Source organism: Flavobacterium granuli (genome assembly GCF_031456055.1).
Classification (GTDB): Bacteria; Bacteroidota; Bacteroidia; order Flavobacteriales; family Flavobacteriaceae; genus Flavobacterium; species Flavobacterium granuli_A.
On sequence record NZ_JAVDTX010000002.1, the window covers coordinates 552727 to 573397 of the forward strand.

General features: G+C 36.3%; 15 protein-coding genes. All 15 read right to left on the reverse strand.

The window, feature by feature from the left end:
- Positions 1-34: 34 nt before the first annotated feature.
- Positions 35-1963: a glucosamine-6-phosphate deaminase gene (gene nagB / locus J2W95_RS06635; protein WP_310005215.1), complete on the reverse strand. Its 1929-nt coding sequence runs from the start codon at positions 1961-1963 to the stop codon at positions 35-37.
- A gap of 120 nt (positions 1964-2083) precedes the next feature.
- Positions 2084-2911: an amidohydrolase family protein gene (locus tag J2W95_RS06640; protein ID WP_310005217.1), complete on the reverse strand. Its 828-nt coding sequence runs from the start codon at positions 2909-2911 to the stop codon at positions 2084-2086.
- A gap of 84 nt (positions 2912-2995) precedes the next feature.
- A complete protein-coding gene (locus J2W95_RS06645; protein WP_310005219.1) occupies positions 2996-3850 on the reverse strand; it encodes a fumarylacetoacetate hydrolase family protein in 855 nt (284 codons plus the stop codon).
- Positions 3851-4165: 315 nt separating this feature from the next.
- Complete coding sequence (locus J2W95_RS06650) at positions 4166-4750, reverse strand: LutC/YkgG family protein (protein ID WP_310005220.1); 585 nt, start codon at positions 4748-4750, stop codon at positions 4166-4168.
- A 26-nt stretch (positions 4751-4776) separates the two neighbouring features.
- A complete protein-coding gene (locus J2W95_RS06655; protein WP_310005222.1) occupies positions 4777-6150 on the reverse strand; it encodes a lactate utilization protein B in 1374 nt (457 codons plus the stop codon).
- Positions 6151-6194: 44 nt separating this feature from the next.
- On the reverse strand, positions 6195-6932 hold the full coding sequence (locus tag J2W95_RS06660) for a (Fe-S)-binding protein (RefSeq protein ID WP_310005224.1): 738 nt from the start codon (positions 6930-6932) through the stop codon (positions 6195-6197).
- Positions 6933-7178: 246 nt separating this feature from the next.
- A complete protein-coding gene (locus J2W95_RS17405) occupies positions 7179-7268 on the reverse strand; it encodes a hypothetical protein (protein WP_409025117.1) in 90 nt (29 codons plus the stop codon).
- Between the two features lie 38 nt (positions 7269-7306).
- Positions 7307-7471: a hypothetical protein gene (locus tag J2W95_RS17410; RefSeq protein ID WP_409025118.1), complete on the reverse strand. Its 165-nt coding sequence runs from the start codon at positions 7469-7471 to the stop codon at positions 7307-7309.
- A gap of 23 nt (positions 7472-7494) precedes the next feature.
- A complete protein-coding gene (locus J2W95_RS06670) occupies positions 7495-8952 on the reverse strand; it encodes a sulfatase family protein (RefSeq protein WP_310005226.1) in 1458 nt (485 codons plus the stop codon).
- 26 nt (positions 8953-8978) lie between these two features.
- Entirely contained in the window at positions 8979-10130 is a 1152-nt protein-coding gene (locus J2W95_RS06675) for a glycoside hydrolase family protein (protein WP_310005228.1), read from the reverse strand.
- A 111-nt stretch (positions 10131-10241) separates the two neighbouring features.
- Positions 10242-12152: a right-handed parallel beta-helix repeat-containing protein gene (locus J2W95_RS06680; RefSeq protein WP_310005230.1), complete on the reverse strand. Its 1911-nt coding sequence runs from the start codon at positions 12150-12152 to the stop codon at positions 10242-10244.
- A 41-nt stretch (positions 12153-12193) separates the two neighbouring features.
- Positions 12194-14461: a GH92 family glycosyl hydrolase gene (locus J2W95_RS06685; RefSeq protein ID WP_310005232.1), complete on the reverse strand. Its 2268-nt coding sequence runs from the start codon at positions 14459-14461 to the stop codon at positions 12194-12196.
- 67 nt (positions 14462-14528) lie between these two features.
- Positions 14529-16712 carry a glycoside hydrolase family 3 N-terminal domain-containing protein gene (locus tag J2W95_RS06690; RefSeq protein WP_310005234.1) on the reverse strand — a complete coding sequence of 728 codons (2184 nt, stop codon included), beginning with the start codon at positions 16710-16712 and terminating at the stop codon, positions 14529-14531.
- A gap of 269 nt (positions 16713-16981) precedes the next feature.
- A complete protein-coding gene (locus tag J2W95_RS06695; RefSeq protein WP_310005236.1) occupies positions 16982-19231 on the reverse strand; it encodes a DUF4838 domain-containing protein in 2250 nt (749 codons plus the stop codon).
- Positions 19232-19314: 83 nt separating this feature from the next.
- Positions 19315-20607 carry a GH36-type glycosyl hydrolase domain-containing protein gene (locus tag J2W95_RS06700; RefSeq protein WP_310005238.1) on the reverse strand — a complete coding sequence of 431 codons (1293 nt, stop codon included), beginning with the start codon at positions 20605-20607 and terminating at the stop codon, positions 19315-19317.
- Between the last annotated feature and the right edge of the window lie 64 nt (positions 20608-20671).

Here is a 20671-nt window from a genome sequence, read left to right on the forward strand (position 1 = left end):
CTACAGAAAACTCCCTGTCTGTAAATGATTTTTATTAATATTCCCATCTAACAAAAGCCTCCATAGCCGCATAAGTAGCTAGCCCGAGCTGTTGGTAAAACATAGCTGTCTCTCTATTTCTGTCTTCCGCTCTTTGCCAGAATTCCCTAGCATCCGAACCTTGGAACACCACACCGTCTTTTTGAGATTGATGTTTGAATATTCCCTTTCTTTTGGACAAAACCTGATCTGGACTCATTGGTACGGCCATTTCAATCTCATCGATTCCCCATTCCTGCCAAGCGCCTCTATACAACCAAACCCAGCAATCTTTCATAAAGTCTTTTGGTTTCAATCGTCTAGCGGATTCAAAAATGGCATCCAAACAAACTTTATGCGTACCGTGCGGATCTGCTAAATCACCTGCTGCATAGATTTGATGTGGTTTTATCTTTTCGATAAGATCCATTGTCAACTGGATATCATCTTCTCCCAAAGGTTTTTTCTCAATAGTTCCTGTTTCATAGAAAGGAAGCTCCATAAAATGAATTTGTTCGTCTGGCAAACCTACGAAATGGCTCGTTGAACGGGCTTCCCCTTTTCTGATTAATCCCTTTAAGTATCTAACTTCCGGAATATCTATCTCGCTTGCTTTTTTGTTTTTAAGGAATGTTTCTGCCTTTTTATAAATGGTATCCGCTTCAACACTTTTAATATCGAATTTTTCATTGTAATCAAGGACGAAATTGGCAAATCTCAATGCCTCATCATCGGCAACGGCAATATTTCCAGAAGTCTGATAAGCCACATGCACTTCATGTCCTTGCTGTTGCAGTCTCATAAAAGTCCCCCCCATACTGATAATGTCATCATCTGGATGTGGACTAAAAATCAGGACTCTTTTTCTTGAAGGCTCGGCTCTTTCGGGTCTGTTCGAGTCATCAGCATTTGGTTTTCCTCCAGGCCATCCGGTAATCGTATTTTGTAATTTATTGAATATTTTGATATTGATATCATAAGCCGGACCTGAATCGGCTAATAAATCACTCATACCGTTTTCGATATAATCTGCATCGGTAAGCATTAAAATTGGTTTCTTTAGGTGAAGAGCCAAAGACAATACCGCTTTTCGAATCAATTTGTCAGTCCACACAATTTTTTCCACCAACCAAGGAGCGTTAATTCTTGTCAATTTTGAAGAGGCTTCTTTATCCAAAACAAAAACAGCATTTTTATGTTCCTGCAAAAAGGAAGCCGGAATTTGATTGGTCACCGTGCCTTCAACTGAAGCTTTGATGATGTTTGATTTTCCTTCTCCCCAAGCCATCAGTATAACCTGTTTGGCCTCCATTATTTTTTTTACCCCTAGTGTAATTGCAGTTCTTGGAGTATTACTCAGTCCCGAGAAATCGCCACTTGCCGCCACTCTTGTGATATGATCCAATGCCACCAATCTTGTTTTGGAATTCTGTAAAGATCCCGATTCATTGAATCCAATATGACCGTTACCTCCAATTCCCAGAATCTGCAAATCAATACCTCCAAGAGCTTCAATCTTGGTTTCATAACTGGCGCAATATTCTGCAATTTCTTCTTTTGACAAAGTCCCGTCTGGAATATGGATGTTTTCAGGCAAGATATCAACCTGATCAAACAACAATTCCTTCATAAATCGAACATAGCTATTTATCGAATCGGGTTCCATTGGGTAATATTCATCTAGATTGAATGAAACCACGTTTTTAAAACTAAGTCCTTCTTCTTTGTGCATGCGCACCAACTCAGCATATAATCCTTTTGGGGAAGATCCTGTTGCCAGTCCCAATATGCAAGATTCATTATTCTCTTGTTTTAGTTGGATAATATTTGCTATTTCTTTTGCAACAGCCACCGAAGCCGAAGTTGAGTTATCAAAAACTACGGTGTTAATATTCTCAAATCTTTTTTCAAATCCTGTAGACTTATCTATATTGCTCTTTAACATTTTTTTTATTTATTATGTTACTGTTTTTTATACTGCGCTATTATTTTAGGCTCTGAACTAGATTCTATATTTATCGACACGAATCGATTTAAGAATCTTATAATTAATCAAATATCTTCATTATAGGTTATAAAATTCTATTGCATTTCCTCCCCAAAATTTATCTTGTTGCTCCTTTGGATATTTCGAAAAATAACGAAATAAAATCCCCCAAGATTGCTTATAAGATGCAGCAAGCAAACTTACTGGCCAATCACTGCCAAAAAGCAAACGACTCATTCCAAAAGCTTCTGTGACAACATCCAGACAATGGGTAAAATCAGATTCTTTCCAGTTGTTCCAATCGGCTTCGGTAACCAAACCAGATACTTTGCAAAATACATTTGGGCAATTCGCAATTTCACGAATTCCTTTTTCCCAAAGAGAAAAATCAGATTGCTTAAAATCAGGTTTTGCCAAGTGGTCTATCACAAAAGACTGTTCTGGAAATTGTTTTACTAATTCAACAGCATAGGACAAATGTTTGGGAAAAATCAACAAATCATAGGTGAAATTATATTTTGCCAATTTTGATATTCCTTCACAAAAATCTTCTCTTAATAAAAAATCGTCTTCGGGTTCTGCCTGTACGATATGACGAAAACCTTTCAGCTTTTTATATTGTGAAAAATATTGCAATCGATCGTCTAAATTTTCAGCTCTAAGATCAATCCATCCCACAACTCCTTTTATCCAATCATTTTCCGAAGTCAATTCCAATAGAAAATGAGTTTCTTCTTCACTTTGATCCGCCTGAACAGCCACACAACCATCGATGTCATTCTCATGTAGCAATGAATGCAAATCTGATGGCAAAAAATCCCGTTGAAGTATCTTCATATCGGCATTAATCCAAGAATCTTTTACCGGATGAAATTTCCAAAAATGCTGATGACTGTCGATTTTCATAAATAACTACAATTATATTTTAATGAATGTGGAATCCGACTATTATAATCTCCAATGCAAAAATGCTTTTTTTGCAACAGTAATTTATTTGCTGTAAGCTACCGCCAATTGTTTACTAGACCCTAAGCCTTCCATTCCTAATTCAACAACATCTCCAGCTTTCATATAAATAGGGTCTGGTTTAATTCCCAAACCAACTCCTGGAGGAGTTCCTGTACTGATTACATCACCTGGAAGCAAAGTCATAAACTGACTCAAATAATGTACTAAAAAAGGAATTTTGAAAACCAAATTGGATGTATTACTGTTTTGAAAGGTTTTTCCGTTTACCGTTAACCACATCGACAAATTATTGACATCTGCAATTTCATCTTGGGTTGCCAAAAAGGGTCCAAGTGGAGCAAATGTGTCACATCCTTTTCCTTTGGCCCATTGTCCTCCGCGTTCAATTTGGAAAGCTCTTTCACTGTAATCATTATGCAGGCAATATCCAGCAACATAATCCAAAGCATCGGCTTCTTCCACATAGCTCGCTTTTTTACCAACCACAAAAGCCAATTCGATTTCCCAATCTGTTTTTTCGCTGTTTTTTGGTATAATAACATCATCGTTTGGACCACATAAAGCGGTAGTCGATTTAAAGAAAATTATTGGTTCTTCCGGAATTGGAGCATTGGTTTCATGGCAATGGTCCACATAGTTTAATCCGATACAAATAATTTTTGAAGGTCTGGCTACCGGAGATCCCAATCGAACAGAAGCATCAACTTCTGGTAAAACAGGATTGCTTTCCAATGCTTTCTTTAATTTTTCCAATCCATCGTTCTCAAAAAATGCTTCGTTGTAATCAGTTACAATTGATGAAACATCAAATCTTTTTTCCTCGATTAAAATACCTGGTTTTTCTTTTCCGACTTCTCCAAAACGTATTAGTTTCATTTTCTTGCTATTATTATATTATACTTATATTTTACTGTAAATTCATTCCTTTTCGAATATCCATCAATACAGAAACCTTTTTCTAAAATCAATTTAGTAAATCGTTTTAGAAAACTAACATTCAAAAACACTACTATTCTCTTATTTTTTATTAAAATTATATAACTTTAAAAGTATAAAAGTATAATTACTAAGATATAATAACTAACTCAATATTATCTTTGTTTAATTATTATTTGTCCAAAATTATAAAACTAAGCCTTCCTAGAGGATAACGACTTAATTTACAGGACAAAACACTATTAACTTATACTTTTATTCTACGACATAAATCGTTGCGCTTCTTGCTCCGTGTGCACCAATCACCAATGACTGTTCAATATCGGCCGTTTTAGAAGGTCCTGCTAAAAACAACCCAAAACCTTCTCTAGCTGCTTCTATTTTTTCGTAAGCCTGATGCAGAGTTGGTACAATACTTTTTTTATAAATTACCAAAACCAAATGCTGACAGATAAAAGGAACAAGTCTGTTTATCATTTGACTTTCGTAAACCCACACAGCACCATTTTCAGCTACCCCAACAGTTCCTTCGATATAGGCTTTATCTACTTTTTCCAATTCGATTGCCGTTAAAGAAACAACTTGATTATCAACATTTCCAAGAGCTGCTATCGTATTCACTACAAAACTTCCGCTTGACTTATCAGCTGCTAATTGCTCTTTTAGTACTTCTGTATTCGAAATCAATTCTACTTTTCCTCCAATGCTTTCCAACACTGTTTTAAATTGCGCATACAAATCCTCATAATGGATAACAGAAGCTTCATCTATTACAGGAAGCGGAACCAATTTAGGTTGGTTGGCCGCTATGGCATTCAAAATATTTTCTCTTACACTCATACTCTTTCGTTGTCAGGAGTTCTGTTTTATTTTTTTGTTTTCCCGTTTTTTAAATACCAATCTCGGAATGATTCTTTAGGCGCTTCTGGCATTTCTCTTTGTTTGAACCAAACATTTAATTTATTCTTAACCATAAAAGGAAATAAATGCAAACACCATCTTCCCATTTTTCCGGCAAAACGGTACACTTTAGGATTCGACATTACAAAATTCATTCCTTTCATTCCTATTTTTTTACTGGACATAACATACCCTTCGGCAACTACCACTTGTCTCCATTTCCACAACTGCTCGTGAATATTAATTTTAACGGGACATACATTAGTACAACTGCCACATAAAGTCGATGCAAAAGGCAAATCGGCATTGGCTTTCATATCCAAATTAGGATTTAGAATGGAACCAATTGGCCCTGCCACTGCAGTATGATAACTATGACCTCCGCTACGGCGATACACTGGACAAGTATTGAAACAGGCAGCACAGCGGATACATTTTAATGAGTTTCTAAAATCTTCGCGGCCCAATTGTCGGCTGCGACCATTATCAAGAATCACAATATGCATTTCCTGCCCCGGTCTTGGTTTATGAAAATGACTGGAATAAGTAGTGATTGGCTGGCCTGTGGCACTTCTGGCCAACAATCTTAAAAAAACGGAAAGATGTTCTGCTTTCGGAATTAATTTTTCAAACCCCATGCAAGCAATGTGGACAGGAGCAGTATGAGCTCCCATATCGGCATTTCCTTCATTGGTACAAACCACAAAACCTCCAGTTTCTGCAATCGCAAAATTCACTCCGGTTATTGCTAATTCTGACTCAACAAACTTATTACGGAGGTGCTGTCTCGCTGCCTCTGTTAAATATTGCGGATCGTTATTTCCTTTTTCGGTTTGCAAATGCTCATGAAAAGTAGCGCTAACATCTTCTTTCTTTAAATGAATTGCAGGCAGTACAATATGACTTGGAGGCTCTTTCCTGAATTGAACAATACGTTCGCCCAGATCCGTATCGACTACCTCAATACCTTTATGTTGCAAATACTCATTCAGATGACATTCTTCAGTAAGCATACTTTTGCTTTTCACAATTTTTTGAATATTGTGTCTCCGAATAATCTCGTGAATTATTTTATTATGTTCCTCGCCATCTGCAGCCCAATGTATTTTTATGCCATTGGCAGTAGCTTTTTCTTCAAATTCTTTTAAATAATTTGAAAGATTGGAGAGTGTGTGATTTTTTATTTGGGAACCCCATTCCCTTAATTGTTCCCATTCCGGCAAACCATGGGCTGCCTTATCCCGTTTCTCACGAACAAACCATAATGTTTCATCGTGCCAATCGGTTCTTGGCTCGTCTGCTATAAATTTTTCCGCTAATGCAGCATGTTTTGCCGTCATACTTTTTAAATTTATTTTAATATTTACTAAAGATAAATTGTTTTTTATAACAAACTATTCAATATTTCAGCTATATGAATGGTTTTTGTATTACTCCCTTGTCTTTTTAATATTCCTTCCAAATGCATTAGACAACTGGTATCTCCTCCTGTAATGTAATCGACTTCATTCACTTCATGTTCACTTATTCTGTCCTTACCCATTTTAACGCTTACGGCTTCTTCAAACACGCAAAATGTCCCACCAAAACCACAACATTCATCATTGCGTTTAGGTTTACTAAGCTCTATACCTTTGACCATTTTTAATAATTGTTCCGGTTTAGAAAACTCAGGTAACATTCTTTCGGTCATCGAAGAAAGATGCAATCCTCTCTGTCCATGACAACTATTATGAAGTCCTACTTTATAAGGAAAACTGGCATCAATACTTTCTACTTTAAGAATATCGGTGAGAAACTCGGTGAGTTCATAAATGGCATTACGAATCTGTAATGCTTCTCCTGGATGTTTGTCATCATGCAAATGTTCTTTTACATGTAAAACACAACTTCCTGAGGGAGCGACTATGTAATCAAATCCAGAGAAATTTTTAACAAAATTGACGTCGCAACCCTTACTCAGACTTGCAAAACCACTATTGGCCATAGGCTGTCCACAGCAGGTTTGCTGCAAAGGAAAAGTAACGTTACATCCCAATTTTTCTAATAATTGCAAAGTGGCAATACCTACATTTGGATAAAATTGATCGATATAACAAGGTATAAATAAGGCAACCTTCATTTTTTAGTTATTAAATTTTAGACTTTTAGTTTTTTAGCGGTATATTAAACTTATAACCCAATGCATCTGCTGCTTCTACATAACTCGCTTTATACCTACTATTTTAAAATACTAAAGATACAATAGCAAAAATATATTTACTAACTCAATATTATCTTTATTTAATTAGTATTTGTCTTCTATTCAAAATTAAACTTGCGGAGTACAAGAGTCCAACAGATTAGTTCAACCTCTTACTTGTGATATTCATTTTATATGACTAAACTTTCCGGTCAAGAATGTTGCCCAACTAGGTTCACAAACCGAATTGGTCACACAGGCATTTGTAAAAAGCATTCCTTCATTGGCTAACTTATCAATATTTGGTTAACCTTTTAACTGACACCATAAGCTCCAATAGATTGATACGCATGATCATCTGAAATTATAACAATAATATTGGGTTGTTTTTTACTTGCTTGTCCAAAAGTCATAAATGAAATGAACATTGAAAAAAAAGTAAAAGTAGATATGCTTTTTTCGTCATTTTTATTGGTCATAACTTAAGTTAATTTTAAATTCTTTATTCCATTTTGGCTGCAGGTCGGTTATTTTTCCCAACACGTTTGGTAAGTGCATCTCCCATATCCTCTCTTGCCAGTTCAGCCAATTTCATAATTTCTTCAACAACTTCTGGATACTGACTTTGTACATCCTGAATCGTTCCTGGATCATGAATAAGATCATATAAAGCCATTGGCACATTTACATAAGGTACTTTTCCTGGAGTTCCATCTTTTCCTGGTAACCCTTGACTATATGCTTGGGAATTATGAGGTAAAACCAGTTCCCAAGTTTTATATCGGATAATTTTCAAATTATTGTTATCATAATACACATAAAACACTTCTCTGGGGGATTTATTGATTTTTCCAGTTAACATGGGTAAAAAATCAAGACCGTCTATTTTTTCTTTTGGCAAATGAGCATTAGTCGCACCAACGATTGTCGGTAAAATATCCATATTCGTCATCAGCTGGTTGGATACTGATCCTGGAGCAATTTTTCCAGGCCAACTAATGTAACAAGGTACTCTCGTTCCTCCGTCCCAGGCGGTTCCTTTTCCTTCTCTCAAACCACCAGTTGAACCTCCATGATTTCCATAAGAAAGCCATGGACCATTATCACTTGTAACAATTAGTAACGTATTTTTATCGATCCCGTTCTTTTTCAGAGCCTCCATTATTTTCCCAATAGACCAATCTATTTCACTAATAACATCTCCATATAATCCAGCCCCCGACTTTCCTTTAAATTTTGAAGAAACAGCTAGCGGTACATGAGGCAAAGGATGAGCCAAATACAAAAAGAAAGGTTTGTTTTTATTTTTAGTAATAAACGCTTCTGCTTTTTCGGTAAGCGTAGTTGTAAGTTGTGATGCCTCCTCTAGCGTAGGGATAGTCCCCACTTGAGTATCTCCTTCATAAATAGGAAGAACTGGACATGTGGCACGCCAATCATTAGGTGTGTCTTTCGGAACTGGATTTCCTTTATAATCCACTGGCCAGTAATCATGTGAATACGGAATACCGTAAAAAGTATCAAAACCATAATGAGTTGGAAGAAATGGCGCTTTAGATCCAAGATGCCATTTTCCTAACATTCCAGTGACATAGCCCTGCTTTTTTAATACAGTGGCAATAGTTTCTTCTTTTGGATTTAATGCCGTTGTGTCCCAAGGTCCCAATGCATGACCTAAACCAATTCTGGTAGGATAACAACCTGTCAACAAAGCTGCTCTCGAAGCTGTGCATACTGCTTGGGCAGCATAAAAATGCGTCATGCGCACACCCTCATTGGCCAACTTGTCAAAGTTGGGAGTCGAATATCCAGCATTACCGTAAGGTTCTGTATCAGCATATCCCATATCGTCCATTAAAATGACAATCACGTTGGGTTTCCCATCACTTACTTGTTTTTTCTGCGCATGTATCAATCCCATTCCCAATAAAACAATCAGTAGAAAAACAATCTTTTTCATTTTATCAAATTTCAATTTATACATTTTTATTTTTTATCACTTTTCAATTTAAAACAAACCACAAAAGAATTGTATTCTGATGTTGGATGCTCTCCACCTTTTGATGGTTCTTTGATTGATGCAGCAGCAAACAAAGCTATTGGCTGTCCTTTATCATCCGTATAAACAAAAGGACGTTCCAAATGTGCCAATTCAATATTCCCTTCTTGAGTTTTCAGTTCACGCAACGAAATCAAAGGATTCTTGGCACCTTGCCAATTCACACCATCTTCTGATGTAATAAGAGCCAATGCACCAAACTGAGGCACTAATTTTTTGCTATTGGAATAATATTTTACAGCAGCGTAATATCTTTTTCTCTTTTTATCATACCACATGCATGGATCTTCACAAGCCATATCTTCATTGGTAAACACATCACTTACGATCGTGAATTTTCCATCGGGAGCATCACTAACCGCCATCCAAAAAGTCATATTCCCAACATTGGGTTTACGGGACTTAAACATCATGTAATATCTTCCATCATGTCCCTGAATAACAGTTGGATTTGTGGTAACTTCAAAAGTTTTTACATTATCAGGCTGCATTAATGGCACTTTAGGTTTTGTGTATTTTCCATTAATAAAATCCGAAATATGATTCGCTTTAACAACTCCAATTTTTTGTGTACAATTATATTTCAACCATTGTTTCCATTCCTTTGTTTTCTTGTCGTCATTCTCAAACAAAGATGAATCATATGAATTTGAGATATAATACAGATAATATGTATTATTAAACTTTCGTATTTGAGGATTATGGAAAGTAAATTTATCCCAATCGTTAGTACCTTTGGATTTTAAAACAGTAGCAACATATTTATAAGGACCATCAACCCTATCTGCTACGGCACAAGCAATTTCCGAATATTTACACCATCCACTAAACCCATTAAAAATATAATTCATCGGATCATCGGTTTCGGTTCTGTTTCCATGCGACCATCGGGAATAAAACATATAATATTTACCGTCTTCGCCTTTCACAACACTACTGCACCATGTATAATAATCAGGAGATAAAAAAAAGTCCGAAGAATCAACCTTTCCAACTAATTTTTTAAAATCTAAATTGTCTTGGGCAGATATTACCCAATGCATCAAAAAGAATCCTATAATAAGTTTTAAATTGTGCATGCCTGATTTTAAAAATTTAAATTAAAAGCTATTGACTAACTATGCAATTGACAAAAAAAGAGGCAGCCTTTTAGTATTGTCTCTTTTGGTTTTTAATTCATTTTTATCCTTTTAAAACACCTTCATTTTTTGTTCTCCTGAAGTTTTAATTTCAAAAGGTCCTGGAGATGGATTTGTTTCCAAACGTTTTGCTCCATTATAATCTTTGTCAATGACAAATTTTGTTCCATCAGTGTTTTCATAAGGAAGCTTAGAGACAATTGTTCTTCCTAAATTGTCCGTAGAAACAAGTGTTCTTTTTTGATCTGTTAACCAATTTTTATCCAACTTAATTTCTAAATACACACTTTTTCCTTCCGTAATCAATTTTGCATCGGCATCAAAATTTTCATTTGAAATAAAGTTTTTTTCCACAGCATCTACATCAGGCACATTTTTCACTTTCTCTTTTGCCTGTTCATTTATTTCACCAAAACTCCTTTGCTTATCACCCAAAACTGCCATCACTGACCCTTTTGTATATACATTTCCATCGAAGAAAACTGGCAAAATATTTTTCTTATACTGACTTACCTCTCCACCACTGATAAATAAATTGTTTCTAAATTGAATATCACCAGCTGGATTATCGTGTAAAGCTACTATATCCGTGGAATGTGGCTTATGATAAGGTGTCAAACGACTATCATAAGAAATAGCATTTACTTTACCTCCAAAAAGATTATGTGCAAATACTGCTCCCCTCGAATTCATAAATACAGACACTTTTGAGAGTAAAACATTATTATAAACCAACATAGGACCGTGATTAACTTCCAAAAACAAATCCCATGCTATATTGTCGTGCATCAAATTGTTAGCTACATGTATACCTTGCGCCATCCAATCCAACCAAACTCCCATATCGGAACGATAAATATGATTTCCGATAATCTGCACATCAACAGCTCCGTGAAATTTAATCCCTGCCATTTCGTAACCGCTAAACAATTTTTTAAAATGAATATCATGAATCGTATTTCCTGAAATCATACTGAAGGCACAGCCCATACTCCCTACAATCCCTGTTTGCTCGCAAAAAGCAATCGTATTGTTACGAACGATATGTCCGCCAATGTTTTCCTTATTCCACATATTTGCCAAAGCACGGTTGATCGTTCCTACGTAACCTTCGGCAGATTCGGCTTTATTATCCCATTCATCACCATATTTTCCAAGCGAAACACCAGAACATTTTGAATAACTGATGTCATTGTTTTCAATAATCCAACCTTTGCTCCAATGGGTTCCAATCAATCCTTTTTGTTCTGCTGTTGGCGGTGCCCAGTTGGTTGCAGCATGACACATTGTAAAACCTTTCACTGTGATATAATTCACAAATGCTTTCTTCGGATAAAAAACTGTTTCCCGTGCATTCACTTCAACCAGTTCCTTGTTTGGATCAACGCCGATAAATTGAGCATAAATTGTAGTATTTTGAGCATCCACTTCGGCAAACCAAAGCGGATCATTAGGAATAGCAACATTTGTAACATCTTCTTTTTTTGCAGCTTCCATCAACCATTTTCCATTCAAATACACACAGCCAGTATGATGCTGACGTCCATTCGCCAAAAACCAATCACCTCGAATCAAATCATTAAATGGATTAAAACTACCAAACATAGTATTAGGCACAATCGCTTTCCAAGTATCGTTTCCTATTTTCGTCCATTTTTTCACAACTTCCGAACCTTTAATGACAACATTCTCTCCTTTTGCGGCTTGATAGGTAATGCGTTTTGTATCCGAAATTCCGCCCACTTCCGGTTGAATACTTTCTCTGTATGTTCCGGCATGAACTGTAATTACATCTCCTGCTTTGGCTACTTTTGCGGCAGCAGAAATAGTTTTAAACGGTTTCTCTTTTGATCCTTTGTTGGCATCACTTCCTTTAGTAGCAGAAACGTAGTATTCTGTTTGAGCCTTAGCAATGATTGCCGTACAGAAAACCAGAACAACAAAAATCAGTTTCTTTTTCATGTTTTTTTACACTATAAATTAATACTTAAAAACAACTAAAGCTATTTCTTAATCTCAACCGAGTAAGGGCGATCTTTCACGGCAGTTCCCCAAGATTTCGAAGGAGTTGCTCCCATTGTGAAAATCAATTCTCCACCCTTCATAATATCTGAATGAAGGATATAACTTTTGGTGTAGGCTTTTCCGTTTAATGTAGCTTTTTGAATGTATTTATTCTCTGGACTGTTGTTGATCGCTTTCACGGTAAAACTTTTGCCATCGCCTAAATTCAACACTGATTCATCCATTGACGGACTTCCGAAAACAAAAACTCCATTAAAAGGATTCACGGAATATATTCCCATTGAACTCAAAACATACCATGCCGACATTTGTCCTACATCTTCATTTCCACATAAACCGTCTGGCTTATCACTATACAAATTATCAATAATATAACGCACTTTTTCAGCTGTTTTCCATGGCTGCCCTACGAAATTATACAAATAGGTAATGTGATGACTCGGCTCATTTCCGTGAGCATATTGACCAATCAAACCAGTAATATCATTTGAAGCTTCTGCTCCCATATCTCCTTTTACCGTAAATAAAGAGTCTAGTTTTTTTGTAAACGTTTTTTCACCTCCTAGCATCGCAACAAGTCCTTCCACATCATGGGGTGCCAACCAAGTGTACTGCCAAGCATTTCCTTCGGCAAAATCATCTTTCATATGTGCTGATTTAAACGGATCAAATGGTGTTCTCCATTGTGTATCACTCACTTTTCCACGTACAAAAGTTGTAGAGGAATCATAATATTTTTGATATGCTTTTGAACGTTTGAAGAAATAATTATAATCTTCGGTTTTCCCCATCTTTTTTGCCATCATTGCAATTGCACCATCGGAGATAGCATATTCCATTCCGATTGCAACTGATTCTTTCAAATTATCCGCAGGTATATATCCTAATGATTTTACGTAATTCAATCCGCGGTCGTCCTGCATAGCAGTTGCTTTTACCGCTTCGAAAGCCAATTCACCATCAATTCCTTTAATTCCTTTCAAATAGGCATCAACAACAATCTGAATTGCACTGTTTCCGGGCATGCAATAGGTTTCATTCCCCATCAAATGCCATACTGGAAGATGCCCAGATTCTTGATATATCGCCAACATCGAATTGACTATATCCGAAACTCTTTCTTGTTGAGTCAACGTAAACAAAGGATTTGCCCCACGATAAGTATCCCACAAAGAGAAAGTAGTCAAATTCGTAAATCCTGCAGCCCTATGCACTTGTTTGTCCGAACCGTAATAATCACCATTGCTGTCATTATAAGTCGAAGGCGCAATCATCGTGTGATATAAAGCCGTGTAGAATGTTTTCATTTTGACTACATCTTTCGATTTTACCGTAATTTTATTCAACTCATTGTTCCATTTTTCATCGGCAGCGGCAGTCACTTTTTCGAAGTTCCAACCTGGAATTTCTTTTTTGATATTCATTAACGCATTTTCGGAACTCACAGCAGAAATCCCAACTTTAATTTTGATTACCTCATCTTTTAATGTCGAAAATTGGATTACAGCTTTGGCACTGTCTCCCAAAACCACTTTATTGATCATCTCTTTTGTATTATTATACAATTGGATTTTCTTGGCCGGTTTTGACAAAATCGCTGCAAAATAAATACGTTGATCAACAGCCCAACCTTTTGAAAAACGGTAACCTTCAATCAATGTATCATTTTTTACACGGATATAAGTATTTGCCGCTTTGTCCCAACCGATTCCTTCAACCAAATCCAAAATAATGTGTGATTGTTCTGAAGCAGGGAAAGTATATTTTTGAAATCCAACTCTTTCTGTAGCTGTCATTTCGGCCTTGATTCCATTTTTCTTCAAAATAACCGAATAATAACCCGGTTTTGCCACTTCATCTTTATGGTCAAAAGACGAAATATAACCGTTATCCATGTCTTTGGCAGTTCCTTTTTTTAGGTTGATTTTACCTTGTGCAGGCATAAAAAGTAAGTCGCCAAGGTCTCCGATTCCCGTTCCACTCAAATGTGTATGCGAAAATCCGATAATCGTTGGATCCGAATAATGATAACCCGAACACCAGTCCCATCCTTGTGAGATATTCACTGGCCCCAACTGAACTCCTCCAAAAGGCACATTTGCTCCCATAAAAACATGTCCGTGAAATCCAGTTCCTATATAAGGATCTACATATTGTGTCAAATTTTGTTTGGCAGACTGACTGTGCACTTGCAGACAAAAAAGTCCTAAAATTGCAAAAAGTGCTGATTTTAAATTTTTATTCATTTCTTTTAATTTGTTTATTTTTTTCTGCGAAAGCAGTAAACTTGTAATCTTCTTATTAGAGTTATTATTATTTCATGGAAATCTCAAAACTTGCTTCCAACTGGGCATCTCTCGAATTTGAACCAATTTTCACAGTATATTTTCCTTCATAGATTCTGAATTGTTTTTTAGCATCATCCCATTTTTGAAGTTCTTGCAATGGAATCTCCAAAGTTAGATTTTGAGACTTCCCTTTAGTAATTGACACACGTTTGAATGCTTTCAATTCTTTCAAAGGCATCCTATCAACATTTGGGTATTCTATATATACTTGAGCCACTTCATCAGCATCATATTGACCAGTGTTTTCAATTTTTATTTGCATTGAAATTTTATCGGAAGTCGTTTTTACATTCTCTGGTTTTTGAATCCAATTGTAACCAAAAGTCGAATAACTCAATCCGAATCCGAAAGGATATTGAACCTCCTTGTTGAAATAACGGTAGGTTCTTCCGCCCATCGCATAGCTATTATAATCCGGTAAATCACTGAAAGATTTATAAAATGTAATCGGTAAATGTCCTGATGGCGACACTTTTCCGAAAATAAGGTTAGCCAAAGCAGTTCCGCCCTGTTCCCCTGGATACCAGGCGAAAATAATCGCATCAACATACGGCTCAATAGAAGAAACATCTACAGCTCCACCACCTGTAACCACCGCAACAATTGGTGATTTAGAGCCTTTTCGCAACGCTTTCATATACGCAATATGTGAAGCTGGCAACTCCATGTTTTTTCGATCGCCTTTTCCATCCGCCAAGAAAGCATCACCTTCCTCACCTTCATAAACAGGATTGAATCCAATCACCGCAACCGTCAAATCAGACATGGACGAAGCCCACATTCCGTTGAAACGTTGGGTATCTGTAAAGTCACAACCCATATCGTATTCCACTCTTGTATCTGGAGCAACCGCCCCCACTATTCCTTCAACAAAATTTACAGCCTTATCACTGATTCCATGGTAATTTCCCATCAAAGCATCAATCGATGCGGCATTTGGTCCCACAACCATAATCGCTTTGCATTTTTCTTTGTCTACTGGTAGTATTTTTACGCCGTTCACAAGACCATTTTTTAGCAAAACCATACTTTGTTCCGCCATTTTTCGGCTTAATCCAATGTGGTATGAATTGGCAATGCTGTCAACTCCATATTTTCGATACGGATTATCTTCTGGTTTGTCATAAAAACCCAATTTGAATTGTGTACGCAACGAAGGAGCCAATGCTTTATCAATATCTTTTACCGTAATTAACTTTTGCTCTAATGCTTTTAGTGCATCTTTTTGCAGTAAATCACTGCAATCCATATTTACACCACCTTTAATAGCCGCCGCTGCAACTGCAACACTATTAGGCAATGCTTTATGACTTTCGTAAATATCCTGCAATGCCCAACAGTCTGTTACCACGTGACCTTTGAAATTCCATTCTTTGTGTAAAATATCCGTCAACAAAGTTTTTCCGGTACAACAAGGTTCCGAATTCACTCTATTATAAGCACACATCACCGATTCTACATTGGCATCAACTAATTTTTTGAAAGCGTATAAATATGTTTCTCTTAAATCTTTTTCATCGACAATCGCATTAAATGAGTGACGAGTACTTTCCGGTCCGCTATGCACTGCAAAGTGTTTCGCACATGCCGCTGTTTTCATGTATTTTGAGTCATCACCTTGCATTCCTTTGACGAAAGCCGTTCCCATTTTTCCTGTCAAAAAAGGATCTTCCCCATAAGTTTCCTGACCTCTACCCCAACGTGGATCTCGAAAAATATTAATATTAGGCGACCAAAAATTCAAACCCATATATTGTAAACGACGATCTTTGGCAACTGCCATATTGTTTTTGGCCCTAGCTTCAGTCGAAATCGCAGTGGCCACTTGATGAAACAATTCATCATTAAAAGTCGCTGCCATTCCAATGGCCTGTGGAAAAACTGTTGCACGTCCAGCTCTCGCCACACCATGTAAAGCTTCATTCCACCAATTGTATGCAGGAATTCCCAATCGCTCCACAGGACGACTCTGAAAACCAATCAACGAAATTTTCTCTTCAACAGTAAGTTGCTTTAATAAATCTTCAACTCTTTTGTCAACAGGCAAATCTTGATTTTTGTAAGCTGACGTTTTCTGTTGGCCAACAGCAACCAAAGTGTAAAAACTAATTGATAACACAACTAACAGTCTTCTTAAATTCATATCCATTATATTCAAGTTTAATTATTCTTTATCTCAGATTCACAGGTAGTACACATTCTTACCAAACCTGCAATTTATCAATTTTACCTCCATTATTCCCAAATGCTCCTGGTGAAAGGTTTGCAGTAGAACGTTTATTTCCGAAATAATCAGTATCAATTTTTAATGGCGTACTATCTGGATTTTCAAAAGGGAATTTGGTATCACGATTTTCCGTACGTCCTCTTTCACTTTATTCCAACCAGACAAAACTTTATAGCCTTTTATTTAAACTTTTACTTCACTACAATCTCATCAATAAACACCCATGATTTCGATCCTGCTGAAGGATGCCACTCAGGCAATTGATTTGTTCCTTTTACCTCAAATTTCACATATCGAATACCTTTTTGAGGTACTCCAAACGCAAACACTTTATTCACTTCTGCTTTTTCCTGATCACCGTCTGTTAACACGTTACCAACCTCTGCAAAATCTTTCCCATTTTCCGAAACCAAACAGCGAATACCTGCAGGATGAAGAATCCAGCTTTTGGCATCCCAAAGTGAACTGATTTCGATTGTTTTTGCTTGAACCGTTTTCTCCAAATCGAGCGTTAAAGTAAAATCGATTCCATTCCACCCAAGCCAATGTACTTTGTAATTGCTGTCTCCTCTAACACCATTTGTCAAATAAGCCAAATCGCCTTTGCTGTACTGAGGTGATGGAGCATCACTTGAAGTTACCTTTTTCTTAAACGACAAATTCCCTTTTACCTGTACATCAATAAAACGTTTGGTACTTTCATAGTACGATTTCGGTGTCAGTCCCGATTCATTCAAATGATCAATATTAGCCTGCTGACAAACCGAATAGAAATCTTCTATCATTTGCACTTTTTCAGGAATTACATTGTATTCTCCATTTTTCTCCGAATACCAACCTCTTGGTCCAAACATATCATTCTTTCCAATTTCCATAATAGCAAACTGCAATGGCAAACGCGCCACTTTCACATGTAGTAACTGGGCTGCATCAGTCTGAACAACTTTTTCTGCATTATCAAAAAAAGAATTATAATCATTTATATTGGCTTGTGATAAAAAAGTATTCTGATGACTTGTCGGATGTCCATAAATATCAAGTCCATCGTTACTTTTCTTCAATTCACTCTCTAATTTGTCGATATATTTTTTGATCCAAGGAGCCGCTTTGCCATAATATCCGTTCAAAAACTCGTCTGTTAATTGAGCTACATCTGCATCAGGATTCCATAACAAACGGGAAAGCAAATACACTTTCAGCTCTGAGAATTCAGAGCCTACCGAAGCATTAGCCTGTTGAAAATGAGCTGAAACATTATTCTTTACAAAAAACTGAATGTTGGGCTGTAACACGTGTAAATTTGGAAAAGGACTCACTGAATTGGCAAAATCGATATTATAATCCCACAAATAAATGTGATTACAGATTTTTCCCCACTCAATTATATCATTCTTGAATGATTCGCTTCCTTTATCTTCTTCAATTGATTTGCTTCTATTCAATTCGATAGTACACAACATCACCTGCACATTCTTGGCAGGTTTTGTAATAATGGGTGCTTTTCGTGAATATTCATAAGCCAAAGTCGAGATGATTTTGTCTGGAAATTGTTTAGCTACCTCATTTACAAACCGAATAATTGGCCCTGATGGACTTCCTTCCTCTGTAATAGTCTTACTGCATTTTTCGCATTGACAATACGAAAAATTATCATTCTGGCTTACCGACCAATATTCTTTATTTGGCTGAAGTACCATTTCTTTTTTTAGTTTTTCGATAGTCAGTTTCAAAACTTCGGGATTTGACAAACACAACTGATCAATATTTCTTCTGCCATTCATTTCGGAGAAATATTCCGGATGGCTTTTGAAATACTCTTGCCACGGAACAAATTTCCCAAATGTATGCACATAATAACCTTCCGCAAAAATGTCATCAATGGTATTGAGTCGATTCCAATCTATAAATTCCTGCCCAACTTTATCAACGATGTAAACTATTCTGCAATCATTTTTTGGTTCGTCTTTCAAATCAATCTCAGGCAAATTAATATCCTTTTTCGAAGGAATAGATGCATAAGTCGAACTGTAATAACGACAACCCATATACTTTTCTAACAACGTTACAACGCCATAAATACAACCTTTTTTGTTTCCACCTTCAATGTAAAGCTTTTCATTTTTGGTCCTTATCGAAAATCCATCAGGATCCTGAACGATATTGGAAACATTGATATAGATTGCTTTTTTTCTTTTTCCCAATTGATTTGAAATAGGGATCTCATAACCTGATATTTGAAAAATGTTTTTTTGTAAAAGCAAAGCTGCCTTTTTTTCCGACTCATTTTCCTTGGCAGAAATTACGATAACATAATCGCTCTTGCCGTTTACAACAAGAGGGATTGTCTTGCCGTAAGAATTAAACTGAAAACTGGTCAACAGCAAAAAAAGCAAAAATTTAAAGCCTTTAGTTCCTATAAATTGATTTATACTTTTTTTCATTTGGATTTTGATTAGTTCATATAAAAACAAAAAAGCGAAGTTGATTTACTGTTTTATCAACTTCACCTCTCATTTTAATTCTATTATTTATTCAGATTTTCAAACATCACAATAGCCGTGTACAAAACGCCCGCTTCCCCTCTGAAAGTTCCAGAACCTCTTGGCTTATTATCTACCGAATACCATTCGTAGAAACCATTATTGTCTTTCACACGTTTCAGCATAGGTTGCACTTCTCTGTAAGCTTCTTCCACATAACCATATTTGATTAATTGCTGAATCGTTCTTGCACCAAACCAAGTCCAGTCACCGCCATTTTGATAGCTGTACACAGGATTCATGATTTTGTTTACGAAATAACCATTAGGATAAGGAGGATAAAGCGTCAAACCGATAGAAGGCGCTCCGGCTTCTTTTACTCTTTTTACCATTTCGTCCAATGAGGCTTTTACTTCTTTTTTGCTCAACAATCCTGCTTCCATTGCCACAGTAGTTCCTCCAAAGTAGAAAATATTATTTTCGTCAAAATCAGCAGGAAAAGGTGATCCATTCAAATACAAGTGCGGAATGAACTTTTGTCTTTTGGCATCCCAAAGATATGTACGGCAATTTTTTGCTACATCTGTTTTGATTTTTCCCCATTTCGTTTTAGTCATAGGAATGATTTCAATCATATTCTCCAATGCCATGACAAACATTGCGTTATCATAAATATCACAAGCTACGTGTGTGTTCCCGTCAACATCAACTCCGTAACCTGGCTCTGGTTGTACATCACCCCAATCGGCTGTGGTTGCTCCGGTAATTAAGCCGTATTTTTTGGTATACCTGTGTTGCATAAGAAAATCCATAGACCATTCCAATCTTTTAGCAACAGTTATATCTCCAACCTTTTCAGCTAAAATTGATTTATCACCTGTCAATTTAATGTATTTATAAACTGCTTGTAACAATGACGTTTCCTGATCCGTTTCTACTGTATTTTTATGAGCTGCATACCTTGGTTCCAATTTTGAATATGAAAAATCAGTTTCACCTTTTCCAATTTTTTCTTTAGGTGTATAACCGTCAATGATGTTTCCATCCTCTCCCTGCATTCTGAAAAACACTAAAAGATTTTCTTTTATATCTTCCTTTTTAGTCACTTGAGCAGCCAATTCGATAAATGTATTGTAATCCCTAATCCACACTTCACGGTAGCCATCTCCAGCATTAACTCCAGTTTTCATTACTTCCAAAGCTTTGCTTTTTACAAAAGGCATGTAGGAATCATTTTTTATTTTTTCAGATAATTTTGGGTCAATAACCGTTTTTTGCTGAGCTGAAGTAGTCAATGCAAAAGCAAGTGCAACTATAGACGAAAGGATTCTTTTCATTTTAATTTAATTTGAATTATTGCAAAAACACAATAAGATTTAGATTCTAATATTAACTTTTAAA

Bases quoted from the DNA above. Each gene is read 5' to 3' on its own strand.
- J2W95_RS17410 (WP_409025118.1), bottom strand. From the start codon at position 7,471: ATGACCAATAAAAATGACGAAAAAAGCATATCTACTTTTACTTTTTTT.
- J2W95_RS17405 (WP_409025117.1), bottom strand. From the start codon at position 7,268: ATGCTTTTTACAAATGCCTGTGTGACCAATTCGGTTTGTGAACCTAGT.
- J2W95_RS06670 (WP_310005226.1), bottom strand. From the start codon at position 8,952: ATGAAAAAGATTGTTTTTCTACTGATTGTTTTATTGGGAATGGGATTG.
- J2W95_RS06645 (WP_310005219.1), bottom strand. From the start codon at position 3,850: ATGAAACTAATACGTTTTGGAGAAGTCGGAAAAGAAAAACCAGGTATT.
- J2W95_RS06695 (WP_310005236.1), bottom strand. From the start codon at position 19,231: ATGAAAAAAAGTATAAATCAATTTATAGGAACTAAAGGCTTTAAATTT.
- J2W95_RS06640 (WP_310005217.1), bottom strand. From the start codon at position 2,911: ATGAAAATCGACAGTCATCAGCATTTTTGGAAATTTCATCCGGTAAAA.
- nagB (WP_310005215.1), bottom strand. From the start codon at position 1,963: ATGTTAAAGAGCAATATAGATAAGTCTACAGGATTTGAAAAAAGATTT.
- J2W95_RS06700 (WP_310005238.1), bottom strand. From the start codon at position 20,607: ATGAAAAGAATCCTTTCGTCTATAGTTGCACTTGCTTTTGCATTGACT.
- J2W95_RS06655 (WP_310005222.1), bottom strand. From the start codon at position 6,150: ATGACGGCAAAACATGCTGCATTAGCGGAAAAATTTATAGCAGACGAG.
- J2W95_RS06660 (WP_310005224.1), bottom strand. From the start codon at position 6,932: ATGAAGGTTGCCTTATTTATACCTTGTTATATCGATCAATTTTATCCA.
- J2W95_RS06650 (WP_310005220.1), bottom strand. From the start codon at position 4,750: ATGAGTGTAAGAGAAAATATTTTGAATGCCATAGCGGCCAACCAACCT.
- J2W95_RS06690 (WP_310005234.1), bottom strand. From the start codon at position 16,712: ATGGATATGAATTTAAGAAGACTGTTAGTTGTGTTATCAATTAGTTTT.
- J2W95_RS06685 (WP_310005232.1), bottom strand. From the start codon at position 14,461: ATGAATAAAAATTTAAAATCAGCACTTTTTGCAATTTTAGGACTTTTT.
- J2W95_RS06680 (WP_310005230.1), bottom strand. From the start codon at position 12,152: ATGAAAAAGAAACTGATTTTTGTTGTTCTGGTTTTCTGTACGGCAATC.
- J2W95_RS06675 (WP_310005228.1), bottom strand. From the start codon at position 10,130: ATGCACAATTTAAAACTTATTATAGGATTCTTTTTGATGCATTGGGTA.